Raw genomic sequence first — 16,214 nt, forward strand, 5'->3', positions numbered from 1 at the left:
CCCCATAGCAAAAAATAGCCAAAACTCTCGAAAATTGCAGGACAAAAAAGCCTACAATTCCCATGAGCTTTGACCATCATAGTTCTTGTTAGAAATATTGTATCAAATTGTCCTGACAAGTCAAGTTAAACAATCTTTACAAACCTGTCAACTAAATATACTGACAAGCCTCTCCATCTTTATAGGCCATGTCGATCATGCCGCCTCCTAGACATTCTTGTCCGTCATAGAAAACAACGGCTTGCCCTGGTGTGATTGCTCGTTGTGGCTCTGCAAAGATCACTTCTGCCTTATCACCTTTCAGCTTGACAGTCACTTGACTATCTGGTTGACGGTAGCGGAACTTAGCTGTGCATTCAAGAGTGAATTCTTCAGGCATATCACGTGTAAAGTGTACTTGACTAGCTTGTAAAGAAGTTGACATCAAGGACTCATGATAGAAGCCTTGACCGACATAGAGGATATTTTTTGACAGGTCTTTTCCGACAACAAACCAGGGCTCATTGTCCCCACCGATTTGTCCGCCGATACCAAGCCCGCCCCGCTGACCAATAGTATAATACATGAGACCAGTATGTTCTCCCATATCACGACCGTCAACGGTCATCATGCGACCGGGCTGGGCTGGCAAATACTGCCCTAAAAACTCTTTGAAGTTCTTCTCACCGATAAAGCAGATACCTGTCGAGTCTTTCTTCTTAGCTGTCGCCAAGCCTGCTCGCTCTGCTATTTCCCTCACCTGAGGCTTTTGTAAATGGCCGAGCGGAAACATGGTTTTCTGCAACTGTTCCTGTGAGAGTTGGCTGAGGAAATAGGTCTGGTCCTTGCCATTGTCTGCCCCACGTAGCATATGGACAGTGCCGTCCTCGTCGCGTGACACCTGAGCATAGTGCCCTGTCGCCACATAGTCCGCACCCAAGTTCATAGCGTAATCCAAGAAAGCCTTGAACTTGATTTCCTTGTTACACATGACATCTGGATTGGGTGTGCGACCTGCCCGATACTCCGCTAGGAAGTACTCAAATACGCGATCCCAATACTCCTTTTCAAAGTTGACAGAGTAGTAAGGAATGCCAATCTGGTCTGCCACCGCAGCCACATCCTTGTAATCTTCTGTTGCTGTACAGAAGCCATTTTCATCCGTGTCATCCCAGTTTTTCATGAAGATACCTATCACATCGTAGCCCTGCTCCTTGAGCAAGAGAGCCGTAACCGATGAATCCACACCGCCACTCATACCGACAACAACACGGGTTTTCGAATTGTCTATTGACATCATTTTCTCCCATCTTTTCGCTGAAATAACGATTTGAAGGTCGTATTCCAAAAATTTTTTCAAAAAACGATTTGAAGGTCGATTTTGAACAACTTGTATTATACCACACAAAATGGAGGAGCAACAGGAATTTGACATGAAAACCAATTCATCTAGGCATACTCCCTAACTAGAAAATTTGGTATAATAAGGGTAAGAAAAAATGAGAGGCAAATTATGAGCAACTTGAAATTTCAATCGGTCTTTGATATTATCGGACCTGTTATGATTGGACCATCTTCCAGCCACACGGCTGGTGCAGTCCGTATCGGAAAAATCGTATCTTCTATCTTTGGTGATGAGCCAACAGAAGTTGAGTTTCAACTCTACAACTCTTTTGCCAAAACCTATCGTGGTCATGGAACAGACGTAGCCTTAGTGGCAGGTATTTTGGGTATGGATACAGACGATCATCGAATTCCCGATTCACTTGACATTGCTCATGAACGAGGCATCAGGGTTTACTGGCGTGTCAACAAGGATGACAGCAATACCCCACACCCTAACACCACCCGTATCATCATTAAAAATGACAAAAAGTCTATCTCTGCTACAGGCGTTTCGATTGGAGGAGGCAATATTCAGGTAACCGAACTCAATGGTTTTTCTGTCAACCTCAACATGAATACGCCAACTATTATAATCGTTCACCAAGATGTTCCAGGTATGATTGCCAAGGTAACTGACATCTTATCAAAATACAATATCAATATTGCTCAAATGAACGTGACACGTGAGCAGGCTGGCGAAAAAGCTATTATGATTATCGAAGTGGATGCTCGCCAGTGTGAAAATTCCATTGCAGAAATCGAAAAAATTCCACACCTGCACAATGTAACCTTCTTCAACTAGAAAGAGAAAGACATGTTTTATACTATCGAAGAATTAGTTCAGCAAGCCGAACAGTTTTCTGGCAATGTAGCTGAACTCATGATTGCGACTGAAATTGAATTGACAGGGCGTAGCCGAGAAGAAATCTTGACAATCATGTCAAGAAACTTGACAGTTATGAAAGCGTCGATTGTTGACGGATTAACAGAAAGCAAGTCCGTTTCTGGATTGACAGGTGGTGACGCTGCCAAGTTGGACGCTTATATGAAAAAGGGCAAGACGCTGTCTGATTCCTCTATCCTATCGGCAGCAAGAAATGCTATGGCTGTCAATGAGTTGAACGCCAAAATGGGCTTGGTCTGTGCCACACCAACTGCTGGCTCTGCTGGTTGCTTGCCTGCCGTTCTTGGTGTTGCAATTGACAAGCTCAATTTGACAGAAGAACAGCAACTTGACTTCCTCTTTACAGCTGGGGCCTTTGGTCTAGTCATTGCCAACAATGCCTCCATCTCTGGAGCAGAAGGAGGTTGTCAAGCAGAAGTCGGCTCTGCCTCTGCTATGTCCGCAGCGGCATTGACCCTGGCTGCTGGAGGAAGTCCCTACCAAGCTAGTCAAGCTATCTGCTTCGTCATTAAAAATATGCTGGGACTGATTTGTGACCCAGTCGCAGGTCTGGTAGAAGTCCCATGTGTCAAACGAAATGCCATGGGAGCTAGCTACGCTATGGTGGCCGCAGATATGGCACTGGCAGGAATTGAATCAAAAATTCCTGTGGATGAGGTTATCAATGCCATGTACCAAGTGGGTTCTGCCCTACCAACCGCCTTCCGTGAAACTGCCGAAGGAGGCCTAGCTGCCACACCAACTGGTCGCCGACTGGCACAAGAAATCTTTGGTGAAAATTGACAACCTTGTCAAGATAAAAGGACCTCTACGGTCCTTTTCTTATTGTTTTGTAAAGCTGATTTTATCCAAGGTCGTGTCGTTGGTGTCAACTTCTGTCAAGGTCAAGGTTGATCCGCTTAAACTATAGGTATCCGCTTCGCCATCGATATAGGCAATTTTTTTCTCAAGGTCCAAAACGACTAATTCACTATCTTGTTCCCCATCATTGTCAACTTCAACCAGGCTACCCTGATTGCCTTTGATGGTCAAGGTATACGTATCATTTCCGACCGTAGCTGTATAAGTTCCATCTAGCTCTGAACTATCTACCAGAGTAATGCCATAACCTGCTGCAACTTGCTCAGCTGTGATCGCTGTTGTAGTTGTTGAAGAAGCTGCTGTTGTACTACTTGATGCTGTTGAGCTAGAGCTTGCAACAACTGACTGGGCCGTGGTGACTTGATTATCATCATCGTCTGATAGACCCAGGCTCTGTTCAACTTGAGTTTCTAAAGCTTCCAAACGATTTTCATATATTTCAGCTGCGACAAATCCACCTGTTACCAAGAGTAGAGCTCCTGCTGAAAGCAAGATGATTGATTTTTTACTCATCTTACTTACTTTTGTTTTTAAACTGGTTAGGAGAGATGCTTTTTCTTCCGTTTGCACTTCTTGCTCGATAATTTGCTTGTTTTCGTTTTGGTTTTCCATTTGTGTTTCCTCTTTTTTACGATTTTCTTCAGCTCTTTGCTGATAAGTCTATTATAGAGGACAATTCTCAACACTTTAGGTAAAGTTTCTAAACAGTTTCTAAACAAATTCGAAAGAATTTATGCATTGAGTCGGTAACCGGCTCCCCAAACCGTTTCAATCAAATCTGCTCCCAGCTTATCCCTCAATCGATTGATATGGACCGTTACTGTTGCACTATCGCCTACATAGTCATAGCCCCAGATTGTCTCGAAGAGTTGATCTTTTGAAAAGACCCTGTTGGGATGTTGGGCGAGGTGAACCAGTAATTCAAATTCCCTATGGGGCAACTTGATCGGCTGCCCTGCTTTTTCCACCTTCCAACTCTCCAAATATATCACCAAGTCACCAATCCGAAGTACCTTCTCCTCTTTGGTAGGCTGCAGGCGCTGGTAGCGTGTCAGGTGGGCCTTCACACGCGCAACCAACTCCATGGGATCAAAAGGTTTACTGATATAGTCATCCGCTCCTAAACCTAAGCCCCGAACGACATCCATAGTTTCTTGTTTGGACGTCACCATCAGAATAGGAAAATCCACTTGGTTACGGAGGTCGCGGCAAATATCATAGCCAGTTTTGTTAGGGAGCATGACATCTAAAAGTAAAAGATTATAGGTTTCTGTTCGAATCTGCTCTTCAACTAGGGCACCATCTGTTACGACATCAACTTGATAGCCCTGCATTTCCAAATAATCTCGCTCAAGCTGTGCAATTTCGATATCATCTTCAGCAATCAATATCCGTGTCATTTCTTATCCTTTCTTAGGCAGATGAATGGTAAAGATCAATCCAGCCTTATTTTCAACCACGATTGTGCCACCCAGACGATGCACAATATTGTTTACAATTGAGAGTCCCAGACCATGTCCATCCACTTGCTGACGGGCCTGATCTACCCGGTAAAATTCCGTAAAAAGTTTGTCAAGCTGGTCCTTAGAAACGCCTTGGCCGTTATCAGCAAAAGTCCAAACCACTTGATTTCCTTCAGTAAAGCCTGAAATGGTCAACAAAAGCGGGTTAGCAGTAGCATATTTTCGCGCATTGTCTACCAAGTTATCCAAAATCCGTCTAAATTGGACTGGGTCCAATTCAACAGGTAATTCCTCTGTTACTTGTAGGCGAAAATCAATCGCTTCATCTACCAATTCTGCCTTCTTCTCACTGATGTAGGCTTCGAACACCTCCCTCAAGTTGACTTCTACTGTATCAAATGGCAATTTGTCAGTCTCTAGTTGAGAAAAAACAAACAATTTTTCCAGCAATTTCTCCATGATCAATGATTTTTGATAGATAATGGTCAGGTAGTTCTGCCGCTTTTCATCTGTATTGGCGATTCCGTCAAGAATCCCCTTAGTATAGCCCTTAATGGATGTGAGAGGTGTCCGTAAATCATGGGATATATCCGCCACCATCTGGGTCCGATTTTGTTCATACAGGCGATTTTTCTCCTGAGCCTCCAACAAGCTTGTCTGCATTTGGTTGAAACCTTCTGTCAATTCTTCAAATTCTCGATCACCGCTATAATCTAGATTTTCCTGGTAATTTCCTTTGCGAATCCGCTCAACCCCCTTGTGGAGTTCATCCATCGGTTTCATAATGGCCTGCAAAATGCGTTTGGTAACCATCAGGTTCAAAAGTAAGATAACCACAATGCCAGTACCACCCATCAACGCAATTTGTAACAGGTAGGTCTGGAATTCCCTAGCGTCTTGTTGGTCTTCCGTATCTTCAATTACCGCATAGAGGGAGACTGTTTGCCCCTGCGTTTCCAACTGCCTACTGATTACAATTTCCTCATCAATGTAGGTCAAATGAGTAGTCTCGCTAATTGCAACAGCCGTGACATCCTCTACATCTTCCTGGATATTGGAAAACAAAATAAAACCGTCACTCTCCACATAGAGCTGGGCCCCTCCAGTTGCTAGTTTCTCTGCTAGAGACACATAATCTGTTCCCGAAAATTCTTCAATGCTGGTTTGACTCATTGCTGTTTTCTGGCTTGTGGACAATAAACTACTCCGATTCAGGTAAATGTTATTGACAACAAAGACACTGATGGCCAACATGGCAAGCAGGGAAATCCCTAACATCAGCATATTAAGACGAAAAATCCGTTTTTGTAAATTCATCTGCCATTTTCTTCCTTAATTTTTCCAACATTATAAGTAAAATCCATCTATTTGTAAAGTTTTCTTGCTTCAAATTCACGATAACTCTAACCATAACTCGTTTCTCAAATACCAGCTTACATTTTGAATGCTTACGTTCTGTTCTATCTTTCAGCCGATAAAGCCTAAGAGCTGAAAGTCATATAAACGAAAAAAGAGGCAAATTCTGCCTCTCTTAATAGGATGTGATTAGATTTCTTTTTTCTTAGCTACAACTGCTGCTGCACCAAGGAGACCCAATGCTGGAAGCAAATACACAAGACTATTTGTTTGACCAGTATTTGGGAGTGTTGCTGCAGTAGTAGAAGTAGTTTTAGCAACTGGTTCTGAAGCTACTGCTGCTGGTGCTGGAGCAACAAGGCTAGCTGGGTCGATTGATGGAAGTACTGGAGCTTTTACACTCTCACCTTTAGCGCTGAAAAATTCGCTTTCTGCATCAGTAGTAAGCTCAACTGTTGGAAGTGCTTCTGCTGTTACGCCTTCACCTTTAGAAGTAACCAATTCTGGCAATTCTGCAACTGGTAGTTCAGGAGCTGTTACACCCTCACCCTTAGCTGTTTCGATTGCTCCTTCAATCGTTGAAGGATCGATTGTTGGCAATTCTGCAGCTGTCGTACCTTCACCGTTTGTATAAAGGTAATAGTCACCGTCTTTACCACCAATTTGAACTGTTGGAAGTGCTTCTGCTGTTGGTGCTTCAGTTGGTACATTTGTAAGATACAAACCATTCTCATCCAAGGCTACTTTAGCTTCTTCCAAAGCTGGTGCAGTAACGACTTCACCATTTACTTGAATATCAACTGTGCTTGGGTCCAAAGCTGGTAGTTCTGCAGAAGCTGTTACACCAGTACCTGTAGCATAAACATATGGTTCGCCATTTTCAAAAGCAAGTTTAACTTCTGGAACCTCTGTAGTAGTTCCTTCTCCATGAACGTGGATATCAACTGTGCTTGGATCCAAAGCTGGTTTGTAGTCAGAATTCAATACGCTTGAACCTTTAGCTGTCAATTCACCTGTATTCAAATCAAACGTTGGAATTGGATCAGCTGTTACACCAGTACCATGCGCTGTAACGTTAGCAACCTCAACTTCAGCTGCAGATACAGTTGCTGTACCTGCAACAGCAATTGCTGCTACTGACAACAAACCGATTGAAGTTTTTCTAAGTGAAAACTTGATTGTATTATTTGACATAATGATTCCTTCCCCTATTTTGTCAGAAATAGTATAATCTCATTTACCTATATTCCTATAGATATAACTCCATTATATATATATATATCTCGGTTGTCAAGTATTTTGTTGCAGAATTTTTATATTTTTACCCTTTTTTACAAAAAAATGGACAAGCAATCGCCTGTCCTAACTATCTCATCCTCGAATATCTCATACAGGCCTCTGGTTAGCTTAATACCAACCATTGGCAATCCAGAACTGGTAGGCATTTTCCCATGAACCGTAACGTTGCAATACATAGTTGTCTGCTACACGCTCCTGGTTTTCAGGTGAAAAATCACCATTTAGGTAAGAACTTGTGAGCTGGTAACGACCATAGTAGATACCGTTTTGAGCTGTATAGCTGCCACCAGACTCTTTTTGAGCAATAAATTCTTTGGCAGCTGCTTCACCGACACCTGCAGTAACAACTGGCTGGGCTACTTGAACCTGAGCTACAGGTTGGGCTTGGACAGCTTCAGTAGAAACTTGTTGCACCTGTACTTGTTGATATTCAGGTTGAGCAACTTGAACAACGGGCTGTTGTACTCCTGGGTTTGACTCAGGGCTAGCTACTTGACTTGTTTCTGTAGCTGGAGCAACTTCTTCCGCTTTGGAAGCTTCAGTCGTCGTACTTTCCTCGGTACTCTCTGGCTCCTTCTCTTCTTTTTTTACATCAGAAACCTTTTTCTCTTCCTTGGATTCATATGTCTTCTTTGTCGTATCCTCTTTGGCTGCAACAGCTGAAGAATTGGTGGATTGGTCAACAAAATCAGCAATGCTAAATTCAGAATGGTAGGTATCAGCGATAGCAACGCCAGCTGTAAGTGCTGCAAGGGCGGTCGCTACTCCGATAATTACATTTTTCAATTTTTTTGTAAATGTCATAAAATATATAGTTTCCTTTCGTATGACTGAAACTATCTTACAACTTGATTATTACTTTTGTTTTATAATTCCATTACAAATATTACAGCATTGTTTGTTGTTAACTAAAAAACACGATTGTTCGCGTTTTTTAAGGGGTTTTCAAAAAATATAAGAGCAATCCCAAACAAATCATAGCCAGAATTGCTAGGCTATCTGCCAACTTCCAATCCAGTACCCGATACTTGGTCCGGCCATCGCCCCCCTGATAACCTCGAGCCTCCATAGCTGTCGCCAGGGCATCTGCTCGCTTAAAACTAGATGCAAAAAGCGGTATCAAAATAGGGATAACGGACTTAACCTTTTGAATGATATTTCCTTCATTGAAGTCAACACCACGCGCCCGCTGAGCGTTCATAATCCGAGTCGTGTCGTCCATCAAGGTCGGCACAAAACGCAAACTCATGGACAACATAAGCCCAATTTCATGAACTGGCACCTTGATTTTCTTGAGAGGAGCAAGCCCCGCCTCAATACCATCCGCCAAACTAAGTGGTGTCGTTGTCAGAGTTAGGAGAGTTGAAAAGAAGATAATCAGGACAAAGCGCACAAAAATCACTGCCGCCTGTTGCAAACCTTCCACCGACAATTTGAAAATCCAGAATTCCCATAAAATCGTTGTTCCTGGTGTAAAGAAAATCTGGAAGAAAGTGGTAAACAGGATAATCCCAATCATGGGCTTGACACCATTGATGAAAAAGGACAAGCGAATGCGAGAGAGCAAAATCAAACCGAGAACAAAGGCAATCAACAGCGCATTAGTTACCAGATTATTGGCCCAGAAAATAATTAACAGAAAGGCAAACATGGCCAAGAGCTTACTTCGAGGGTCTAGGCGATGCAACAGCGAGTCACCAGGAATATAGCGACCTAAAATTAACTTATCCATGCGTCACCATCCCTGTAAATTCCTCAATCGTAATAGGCAAGCGCTCAAAAACAAAGCCCCTGCGCTCCAGATTGGCAGCAAACTTGGTGATTTTGGGAACACCCAGCTGAATCGATTCCAAAAAATCAACCTCTTGAAAAACATCAATCGGCTTGCCAGAACGAACCAGCTTGCCCTTTTCCATGATGTAGACAAAATCAGCATAATTAGCCACGTCATCCATCAGATGCGTCACCAAGACAATGGTCATCCCATTCGCATGGAGTTTCTTGAAAATATCCATCAGTTCCTGACGACCAGCCGGATCCAAGCCAGCAGTCGGCTCATCCAGAACTAAAACAGACGGTTCCATAGCCAGGATGCCGGCAATGGCTACACGGCGCATCTGACCTCCAGACAAATCAAAGGGACTGCGGTCATAGACTTCCTCTGAAATACCAACCAGAGCCAGTTTTTCACGCGCAATCTTCTCAGCCTCTTCCTTAGAAACACCAAAATTCTGCGGACCGAATGCCACATCCTGCAAGACAGTCTCATCAAAGACCTGGCTTTCTGGAAACTGAAAGACCAAGCCGACTTTCTTACGCACCTGCTTGATATCCTTATTTTGAGATGTGGCCGTGATAACCACATCATCGATGACCACACTGCCTTCTGTCGGTACATTAAGACCATTCAAAAGCTGTAAAATCGTCGACTTCCCGGATCCAGTATGACCAATCAATGCCGTGTAGGATCCGTCCACAATCTCCAAATCCACACCAAAAAGCGCCCGCCCCTCAAAAGGAGTGCCGGCCTGATAGGTATAGCTTACTTCTTGGAGATGAATTCCCATACAGTTTCCTCTAATTCTTCCTCTGTAAAATAGCGGAGCGGAACAGCTAGTCCAGCCTGACGCAAGGACTCGGCCAATTCTGCCGTAAAGGGCTGGTCCAAGTCCAAATCAGTCAAATCGTCCCGCATAAACAAGTCAGCTGGTGTCGAAATCGACTCTACTTGACCATTTTTCATAACAATAACCCGATCGCTAAGCGCTACCTCATCCAGGTCATGGGTAATGGAGATAACCGTCATGCCATGCTGATCCTTAATATCTTTAACAATCTGAATCAAATCCAGGCGCCCCTCTGGATCCAGCATGGAGGTCGCCTCGTCCAAAATAATAATCTTTGGACGCAAGGCAACCACACCAGCAATGGCAACACGTTGTTTCTGACCGCCAGATAGACGAGCTGGTTCTCTAATCTTGAAATCGGCCATTCCAACCAATTCAAGCGCCTTCTGGACGCGCTGACGCATTTCAGCCAAGGGGATGCCTTGGTTTTCCAAACCAAAGGCCACATCGTCCTCAACCGTTGCCCCGACGAATTGATTATCTGGATTTTGGAAAACCATACCAATCAAGCGACGCTTGTCCCAAACATTGTCAACAGTCAGCTTATCTCCATCGATAAAAATATCTCCAGACTCAGCCTCCAAAAGACCATCAATCAGACGAACCGTCGTTGACTTTCCTGAACCATTGTGGCCGATAATGGACAACCATTCCCCCTGTTTCACGTGAAACGTCACGTCGTTTAAGGTATAATTTTCAGCTTCTTCTTCGTATTTATACTTGAGATGCTTTACTTGGATAATATCTGTCATTTGAATGTATCTTTAAATAAATAAGACGCACCCTTGAAATAATCATAGCCTGAATAGAGGGTGAAAAAGAGTGCGATATAGAGCGTGATTTGACCGAGCAAATTCCAGTGCAATAGGAGAAAAATAATGGCAAACATCTGTGAGAAGGTCTTTATTTTACCTGGCATAGCCGCAGCTAGCACAGTACCACCATTTTCTACCAACAATAGGCGAAGGCCTGTCACGGCCAACTCACGACAGATGATAATAGCCACCACCCAGGCAGGGGCAAAACCAAGCTCCACCAGCATAATGAAGGCCGTCATAACTAAAATCTTATCAGCCATGGGATCGGCAAATTTTCCGAAATTGGTCACAACCTGCCATTTGCGGGCCAGATAGCCATCCAAATAGTCTGTCACACTAGCCAAGGCAAAAATAATCGCAGCCAAATAATGGCTCAGTGCATCTTTCCAGACGGTCAAGAGTAGGATAAAAATCGGAATCACCAGTATCCGTCCTACCGTCAAGGCGTTGGGTATGTTTTCTTTTTTCATTTTTTTCATATTATTCAACCGTTAAATAGATTACTCCAGGATCAGCTGTGATGGCTGACGTATCCAAACTATTGCCAGCAATTTTGATAGAGACACCCTCTGTCACACCTAAAACCAGATTAGCGGCGTTTATGCCTTCTGGAATAGTCGCCGTGACTGTATTGGTTTCTGGAGATAGAACAAATCCACCCGCAATTTCTGTATCAGATAGACTGACCCAGCTAGTAGCATCTGTCACTGAAAGTTCCACCTCAACTGGACCCGCGTGTTCAGAAAGGACGACCGTCAACTCTGAGCCGCCACCCGAGGTCGTTAAAGTCCCTGAAGCCAATTCCTCTTGACTAGATGAACTAGAGGATTCATCTGTACTTGTAGAAGATGTATCACTTGCTTCCTCGGTCGATGCTGGGGAACTCTCTGAAACCACCTGGACAGTCGACGGAGCCAACTCTTTTCGTTCTTGATTCTGAACTCTACTCAATACGACATAGGTCAACAAGATAAAGATAGAGGTCGCAGCTAGTAGCAGGTAAACCAATGGTAAAATCGACGGTTTCTTCTTTCTAACCTTATAGCTTCGTTTTAATTCTGAAGCATGCTCTTCTTCCTGCCCATCCTCATGATAGATGACCAAACTATTTGTCATAAAAGCATCTACCAGGACATCACCATCTAGGTCTAGTACTTCCGCATATTTTTGCAAGAAAGAACGCGTATAGGATGGGTCTGGTATGACATCAAAGTTATTAAATTCTAAGGCCTGTAAGTACTTAGCTTGAATCCCCGTCAATCGCTGAATTTCTACAAAATTCCAACCGCGACTCTCTCGGGCAGACCGCAATACCTCTCCTATACTTTTCTGGATCATAGTTTCCTCTCACTTACAATAATTTTCAATATAATATTTTAACAAAAAACTCGTGAAATTTCGATGATAAGTTGCTAATTATTTCGGAAAAATCATATAATCTGTCATATCACAGTTCTCAATAAAGGCTTGACCCACTTCCAAGACATCCTGCAGACCGATAGATTCTATCAACTGAGGAAGGTCGAAAATACTTGTCCCCTCCAAACTATTGGCTACAAAATGGCTGGCCGTAAATTCCAAAGAATTGAGACTACGAATAAAATCCCCGTACATTTCCTTCTTCAGCAGGGCCAAGTGTTCCTCCGAAACATCCGGATCCTTGGCGAAACGGCTGACAGCCTTGCGCAAGCTGGCTGATAAACTGATTGGTTCCTTGGTATCCGCTGAAAAAATGACATGATGATAGTCTGGTGTTACCTCAACCTGAAAATGGAAGGACGAATCAATTTTCCCTTGATCATACAAGGTCTGGTAACGCTGTGATGTCCAACCAAAAAGCATGGCAAACAAAAGTTGCAGGCTGATTCGATAGGATGGTAAGTTAGCGAGAGAAATGGAATCGTTACCTCGCAGACCTAATGCCAATTTAGGGCTGGCCACTTCAAAATACTCAGTCCGATTTTTCAAAATATCCAACTTTTTAACCGGCAAATGCTCAATCGGCTCAATCTCTGTATCATTCTGGGCAAGCTGGAAAGTTTTTACCTGTTTCCAGACCTTCTTAACATCAAAATTCCCAATGACAAACAGGCTCATCTTTGAAGGATGATAAAAAGCCTCAAAATTTTCATATAAATCCTCAGCAGTGATAGCCTTGATAGATTCAATCGTGCCAGCAATATCGTTAGCCAGGGCTGTTTCTGGATAAAGGGACGACAATATACCTGTATAGAGACGGTAGTCCGCATCATCCTGATACATCTCAATCTCTTGACAAATAATCCCCTGCTCCTTGGACACATTTTCAGCCGTAAAATGTGGCTCGCGGACAAACTGCTGGAGCAAGGCCAGGCATTCCAAAACATTTTCCGTTGTTGAAAAGAGGTAGCTAGTCTGTCTAAAGCTAGTATAGGCATTGGCACTAGCCCCCAAATCCGCAAACAAATTCATCACATCATCTTCATCAGCAGTCTCAAATAATTTATGCTCCAGAAAATGAGCAATCCCTTCAGGATAGGAAAATTCCTGTCCCTTCTTTTTAAAATTAGTATGAAGGGCACCAAATTCTGTGGTCAAGATACCATAGGTTTCCTTAAAATCTGTTTTGGGAAGAAAGGTAACTGTCAACCCATTGTCAACTGTCGCATAGTAGAGTACTTCCTTCATGTAGGGGTACTTTTTTCTTCTAATTCTCATTCTTTAATGCCCTCCATGAAGTAAACAGCCTGTAAACGCACCAGCTGACCAACTCGTAAAATGTCCTCTCTAGATACCTTGTTTACAGCCTCAATCCACTCTTCCAATGTCACATTCCTTTGACCCATGGTGACCTGATTGTAAACTTGTTCCAGTAGATTATTTTGCCTATCCTGGGCCAGAGTTGCAGAATGAACCAGCATATTTTTTGTCAAATTTAGGTCATCCTCTGTAAACTTCCCCTGCTTAAGAGCCATAAATTGCTGTCTAATCAACTTGATAGCCTTGAGTTTATCTTGTCTGTTGATACCGGCATAAATCTTCAACATTCCTGAAAAAATTGAAATCTGACTGCCAATCGTATAGGCCAAACTTTCTTTTTCCCGCACATTCATAAATAATTTTGAATGGGAAAAAGCACCCAGTAAACCATTGAAAACCAATAAGGTTGGATAGTTTACATCATTGTAAACCACCTGTAAATGGTAAGCTAGTTCTAAAATCGATTGACGAGCCTCTTTTCGCTCAACTCTCTCCCTAGTAACCTTAGAATAAGCTTGCTGGTATTCTAATTCCAACTTGGGATTACGGTATTTAAAACTGAAAGATGAAAACTTTTCTTGCACCAAAGCCTGGTCTACCTGACCGAGAACGAAAATATCAATCTTATCCAAGCGCAGCATGTTACTATAGGTTTTGAAGGCTGTCTCCGCCGTTACCTGCTCCACCAAATCAATCCGTCCAACACGGGGAATTTGAACTGCCTCATCCTCATAATAAAGTTTACTCATCTCAACATCCGCATGATAAAAATTGTCCTCCACCTCAGTTTCTAAAAAACTAAGCAGATTATTTTTCTCAACTGCAAAGATATCTTCCTTAAAGGCACTGCCATTCTTCAAAGGTTTGAAGAGACAGGCCTCAAGAAAATCAATAATCTCACCGGTAATATCCTCTTGTTCAGGCAAATAGTGAGGGTTGATGTAGGAAATCGTCACATCCACAAAATGAACTCGTCCTCTCTTTGATACAGAAGTTGAAAAATGAGCTCCGTAGAGTTCTGCCAAACGCATCCGCAAACGTTGGGCACTAGGATAATCTTGATTGCCCATTTCTAGCAAATTCGCCACCAATACACGTCCTGCAACCGTCTGTTCACTCATCTCCGCCGCAAACCGCACACGAATTCGATTGGTCGTGAATTTATCTGATTCAATAAAATGAAGCTCAACACCTTCTTGTAATTTCATCCTTTGCCTCTTTCAAAACATTGTACCTTTCATTATACCAAATTGTGTTATAATATTCTGTAACGAGGTGACTTATGGAATTTAAATTATTCGACGACTACATTACCCTACAAGCTCTGCTCAAAACAACTGGAATTGTGCATTCCGGCGGGGCTATCAAGGGCTTTCTAGAAGAGAATACCATCCTGTTTAATGGAGAGGATGAAAAAAGACGGGGTAAGAAAATTCGTGTCGGTGACAAGATCAGTCTACCGGACCACGGCATTGACATCACCCTTGTGGCTCCAAGTCAGGAAGAAATTCTCCAGCACCAAGAAGATCAAGCTGAAAAAGCTCGTGTTGCTGATATCGTAAAAAAACTCAACCAAGAAAACAAAAAGCAGAAGAAACAAGCTCCTCCTGTCAAGAAATCTGTAAAGAAGGTTGACAGGAAGCCTGTCCGTTTCCCAGGTACCTAAGATGTGGTTAGAAAAATTACAATTACGCCACTTTCGCAATTATGACCAATTAGATATTGAGTTCCATCAAGGGCTCAATGTCTTTTTGGGACAGAATGCACAGGGTAAGACAAACATTTTAGAGTCTATTTATTTTCTAGCTTTGACACGCAGTCACCGAACTCGTTCAGATAAGGATTTACTTCAATTTGAAGAAAAAGATTTATCCATTCAAGGTTTACTCCACCGGACTAGCGGTAAACTTCCACTTGACATCAACTTGACAGACAAGGGGCGGGTGACCAAGGTTAATCACCTCAAACAAGCCAAATTATCTAACTATATCGGGCACTTGAACGTTGTTCTTTTTGCCCCGGAAGATTTACAGCTCATCAAAGGAGCACCTGCCCTCCGCCGAAAATTTATTGACGTTGAGTTGGGGCAAATAAAACCCGTCTACCTATCAGACTTGTCCAACTACAATCACGTTCTCAAACAGCGAAATACCTATCTAAAATCAACCGAAAAAGTTGACATGGATTTTCTCAGCGTACTAGACTATCAACTAGCTGATTACGGTAGTCGTGTTATCCAGCATCGGATTGATTTCCTCAAAAAATTAGAGGAATTTGGTAGCCGAAAAGTAGCCGAAATTTCTGGTCAAAAAGAAGAACTTCGGATTGACTACCTATCATCTGTTTCGTTGACAGACTCTGTCAACCTAGTTGACGATTTCTTGACAGATTTAGAAAAAAGTCGGAAACGAGATTTGTTCAAAAAAAATACTGGAGTGGGACCTCACAGAGACGATATTGCTTTCTTCATCAATGGTATGAATGCCCATTATGGTAGCCAAGGTCAACATCGTAGCCTCGTTCTCTCCCTTAAACTGGCTGAGATTGAGCTCATGAAAGAAATTACGCGAGAATATCCGATCTTACTGCTCGACGATGTAATGAGTGAATTGGACAATAGCCGTCAAGTCAAATTACTGGAAACCATCACAGATAAAATTCAAACCTTTATCACAACAACTTCCTTAGACCACCTCCATAAACTCCCAGAAAGTCTAAAAATATTCCATATTTCCAAGGGAACTGTAAAAGAAGACCTGTAAATATCGTTTACAAGTCTTTC

Annotated in this window: 17 protein-coding genes; 4 read left to right on the top strand and 13 right to left on the bottom strand. The window is 42.8% G+C overall.

Annotation, left to right across the window (positions count from 1 at the left end):
• Positions 1-151 precede the first annotated feature (151 nt).
• Positions 152-1,276 (bottom strand): tRNA 2-thiouridine(34) synthase MnmA, encoded by a 1,125-nt coding sequence (gene mnmA / locus AB1F57_RS12870; protein WP_367985840.1) that lies wholly within the window; start codon positions 1,274-1,276, stop codon positions 152-154.
• 216 nt (positions 1,277-1,492) lie between these two features.
• Between mnmA and sdaAB the strand changes: the two genes are divergently transcribed.
• Positions 1,493-2,167, top strand: a complete 675-nt coding sequence (sdaAB, locus tag AB1F57_RS12875) for an L-serine ammonia-lyase, iron-sulfur-dependent subunit beta (RefSeq protein ID WP_367985841.1) — start codon at positions 1,493-1,495, stop codon at positions 2,165-2,167.
• A gap of 12 nt (positions 2,168-2,179) precedes the next feature.
• The gene (gene sdaAA / locus AB1F57_RS12880) at positions 2,180-3,052 is read left to right on the top strand and encodes an L-serine ammonia-lyase, iron-sulfur-dependent, subunit alpha (RefSeq protein ID WP_044767841.1); all 873 of its coding nucleotides are present in this window, start codon (positions 2,180-2,182) and stop codon (positions 3,050-3,052) included.
• Positions 3,053-3,091: 39 nt separating this feature from the next.
• Here sdaAA and AB1F57_RS12885 read toward each other — a convergent pair whose 3' ends face one another.
• The 12 genes from AB1F57_RS12885 to AB1F57_RS12940 form a co-directional block, all read right to left on the bottom strand.
• Positions 3,092-3,742: a hypothetical protein gene (locus AB1F57_RS12885; protein ID WP_167786122.1), complete on the bottom strand. Its 651-nt coding sequence runs from the start codon at positions 3,740-3,742 to the stop codon at positions 3,092-3,094.
• A gap of 119 nt (positions 3,743-3,861) precedes the next feature.
• Positions 3,862-4,530 carry a response regulator transcription factor gene (locus AB1F57_RS12890; protein ID WP_367985843.1) on the bottom strand — a complete coding sequence of 223 codons (669 nt, stop codon included), beginning with the start codon at positions 4,528-4,530 and terminating at the stop codon, positions 3,862-3,864.
• A gap of 3 nt (positions 4,531-4,533) precedes the next feature.
• Complete coding sequence (locus tag AB1F57_RS12895) at positions 4,534-5,910, bottom strand: sensor histidine kinase (RefSeq protein ID WP_367985844.1); 1,377 nt, start codon at positions 5,908-5,910, stop codon at positions 4,534-4,536.
• A gap of 228 nt (positions 5,911-6,138) precedes the next feature.
• Positions 6,139-7,143, bottom strand: coding sequence for a YSIRK-type signal peptide-containing protein (locus AB1F57_RS12900; protein ID WP_367985845.1), 1,005 nt, complete (start codon positions 7,141-7,143; stop codon positions 6,139-6,141).
• A gap of 213 nt (positions 7,144-7,356) precedes the next feature.
• Complete coding sequence (locus AB1F57_RS12905; RefSeq protein WP_367985846.1) at positions 7,357-8,052, bottom strand: peptidoglycan-binding protein LysM; 696 nt, start codon at positions 8,050-8,052, stop codon at positions 7,357-7,359.
• A gap of 130 nt (positions 8,053-8,182) precedes the next feature.
• On the bottom strand, positions 8,183-8,980 hold the full coding sequence (locus AB1F57_RS12910) for an energy-coupling factor transporter transmembrane protein EcfT (RefSeq protein WP_105138566.1): 798 nt from the start codon (positions 8,978-8,980) through the stop codon (positions 8,183-8,185).
• Positions 8,973-9,815, bottom strand: a complete 843-nt coding sequence (locus AB1F57_RS12915) for an energy-coupling factor transporter ATPase (RefSeq protein ID WP_367985848.1) — start codon at positions 9,813-9,815, stop codon at positions 8,973-8,975. The genes AB1F57_RS12910 and AB1F57_RS12915 overlap by 8 nt, the downstream gene beginning before the upstream one ends.
• Complete coding sequence (locus AB1F57_RS12920; protein ID WP_167786127.1) at positions 9,791-10,627, bottom strand: energy-coupling factor ABC transporter ATP-binding protein; 837 nt, start codon at positions 10,625-10,627, stop codon at positions 9,791-9,793. Before AB1F57_RS12920 ends, AB1F57_RS12915 begins: the two co-directional genes overlap by 25 nt.
• Positions 10,624-11,163, bottom strand: coding sequence for a CDP-diacylglycerol--glycerol-3-phosphate 3-phosphatidyltransferase (gene pgsA, locus AB1F57_RS12925; RefSeq protein WP_105122462.1), 540 nt, complete (start codon positions 11,161-11,163; stop codon positions 10,624-10,626). Before pgsA ends, AB1F57_RS12920 begins: the two co-directional genes overlap by 4 nt.
• Positions 11,164-11,173: 10 nt before the next feature.
• Positions 11,174-12,031 carry a helix-turn-helix domain-containing protein gene (locus AB1F57_RS12930; RefSeq protein WP_170238825.1) on the bottom strand — a complete coding sequence of 286 codons (858 nt, stop codon included), beginning with the start codon at positions 12,029-12,031 and terminating at the stop codon, positions 11,174-11,176.
• 78 nt (positions 12,032-12,109) lie between these two features.
• Positions 12,110-13,390, bottom strand: coding sequence for a pitrilysin family protein (locus tag AB1F57_RS12935; RefSeq protein WP_167786129.1), 1,281 nt, complete (start codon positions 13,388-13,390; stop codon positions 12,110-12,112).
• A complete protein-coding gene (locus AB1F57_RS12940) occupies positions 13,387-14,640 on the bottom strand; it encodes a pitrilysin family protein (protein ID WP_105138561.1) in 1,254 nt (417 codons plus the stop codon). Before AB1F57_RS12940 ends, AB1F57_RS12935 begins: the two co-directional genes overlap by 4 nt.
• Before the next feature lie 74 nt (positions 14,641-14,714).
• Here AB1F57_RS12940 and yaaA point away from each other — a divergent pair, with 74 nt between their 5' ends.
• Positions 14,715-15,098, top strand: coding sequence for a S4 domain-containing protein YaaA (gene yaaA, locus AB1F57_RS12945; RefSeq protein ID WP_367985849.1), 384 nt, complete (start codon positions 14,715-14,717; stop codon positions 15,096-15,098).
• A 1-nt stretch (position 15,099) separates the two neighbouring features.
• Entirely contained in the window at positions 15,100-16,194 is a 1,095-nt protein-coding gene (gene recF / locus AB1F57_RS12950; protein WP_170238824.1) for a DNA replication/repair protein RecF, read from the top strand.
• Positions 16,195-16,214 lie beyond the last annotated feature (20 nt).

The sequence above is a fragment of the Streptococcus nasisuis genome, from assembly GCF_040836615.1.
In the GTDB taxonomy this organism is placed as follows: domain Bacteria; phylum Bacillota; class Bacilli; order Lactobacillales; family Streptococcaceae; genus Streptococcus; species Streptococcus suis_V.

Excerpts from the sequence above, each read along its gene's own strand:
- mnmA (WP_367985840.1), bottom strand. The coding sequence starts at position 1,276 with ATGTCAATAGACAATTCGAAAACCCGTGTTGTTGTCGGTATGAGTGGC.
- sdaAB (WP_367985841.1), top strand. The coding sequence starts at position 1,493 with ATGAGCAACTTGAAATTTCAATCGGTCTTTGATATTATCGGACCTGTT.
- sdaAA (WP_044767841.1), top strand. The coding sequence starts at position 2,180 with ATGTTTTATACTATCGAAGAATTAGTTCAGCAAGCCGAACAGTTTTCT.
- AB1F57_RS12885 (WP_167786122.1), bottom strand. The coding sequence starts at position 3,742 with ATGGAAAACCAAAACGAAAACAAGCAAATTATCGAGCAAGAAGTGCAA.
- AB1F57_RS12890 (WP_367985843.1), bottom strand. The coding sequence starts at position 4,530 with ATGACACGGATATTGATTGCTGAAGATGATATCGAAATTGCACAGCTT.
- AB1F57_RS12895 (WP_367985844.1), bottom strand. The coding sequence starts at position 5,910 with ATGAATTTACAAAAACGGATTTTTCGTCTTAATATGCTGATGTTAGGG.
- AB1F57_RS12900 (WP_367985845.1), bottom strand. The coding sequence starts at position 7,143 with ATGTCAAATAATACAATCAAGTTTTCACTTAGAAAAACTTCAATCGGT.
- AB1F57_RS12905 (WP_367985846.1), bottom strand. The coding sequence starts at position 8,052 with ATGACATTTACAAAAAAATTGAAAAATGTAATTATCGGAGTAGCGACC.
- AB1F57_RS12910 (WP_105138566.1), bottom strand. The coding sequence starts at position 8,980 with ATGGATAAGTTAATTTTAGGTCGCTATATTCCTGGTGACTCGCTGTTG.
- AB1F57_RS12915 (WP_367985848.1), bottom strand. The coding sequence starts at position 9,815 with ATGGGAATTCATCTCCAAGAAGTAAGCTATACCTATCAGGCCGGCACT.
- AB1F57_RS12920 (WP_167786127.1), bottom strand. The coding sequence starts at position 10,627 with ATGACAGATATTATCCAAGTAAAGCATCTCAAGTATAAATACGAAGAA.
- pgsA (WP_105122462.1), bottom strand. The coding sequence starts at position 11,163 with ATGAAAAAAGAAAACATACCCAACGCCTTGACGGTAGGACGGATACTG.
- AB1F57_RS12930 (WP_170238825.1), bottom strand. The coding sequence starts at position 12,031 with ATGATCCAGAAAAGTATAGGAGAGGTATTGCGGTCTGCCCGAGAGAGT.
- AB1F57_RS12935 (WP_167786129.1), bottom strand. The coding sequence starts at position 13,390 with ATGAGAATTAGAAGAAAAAAGTACCCCTACATGAAGGAAGTACTCTAC.
- AB1F57_RS12940 (WP_105138561.1), bottom strand. The coding sequence starts at position 14,640 with ATGAAATTACAAGAAGGTGTTGAGCTTCATTTTATTGAATCAGATAAA.
- yaaA (WP_367985849.1), top strand. The coding sequence starts at position 14,715 with ATGGAATTTAAATTATTCGACGACTACATTACCCTACAAGCTCTGCTC.
- recF (WP_170238824.1), top strand. The coding sequence starts at position 15,100 with ATGTGGTTAGAAAAATTACAATTACGCCACTTTCGCAATTATGACCAA.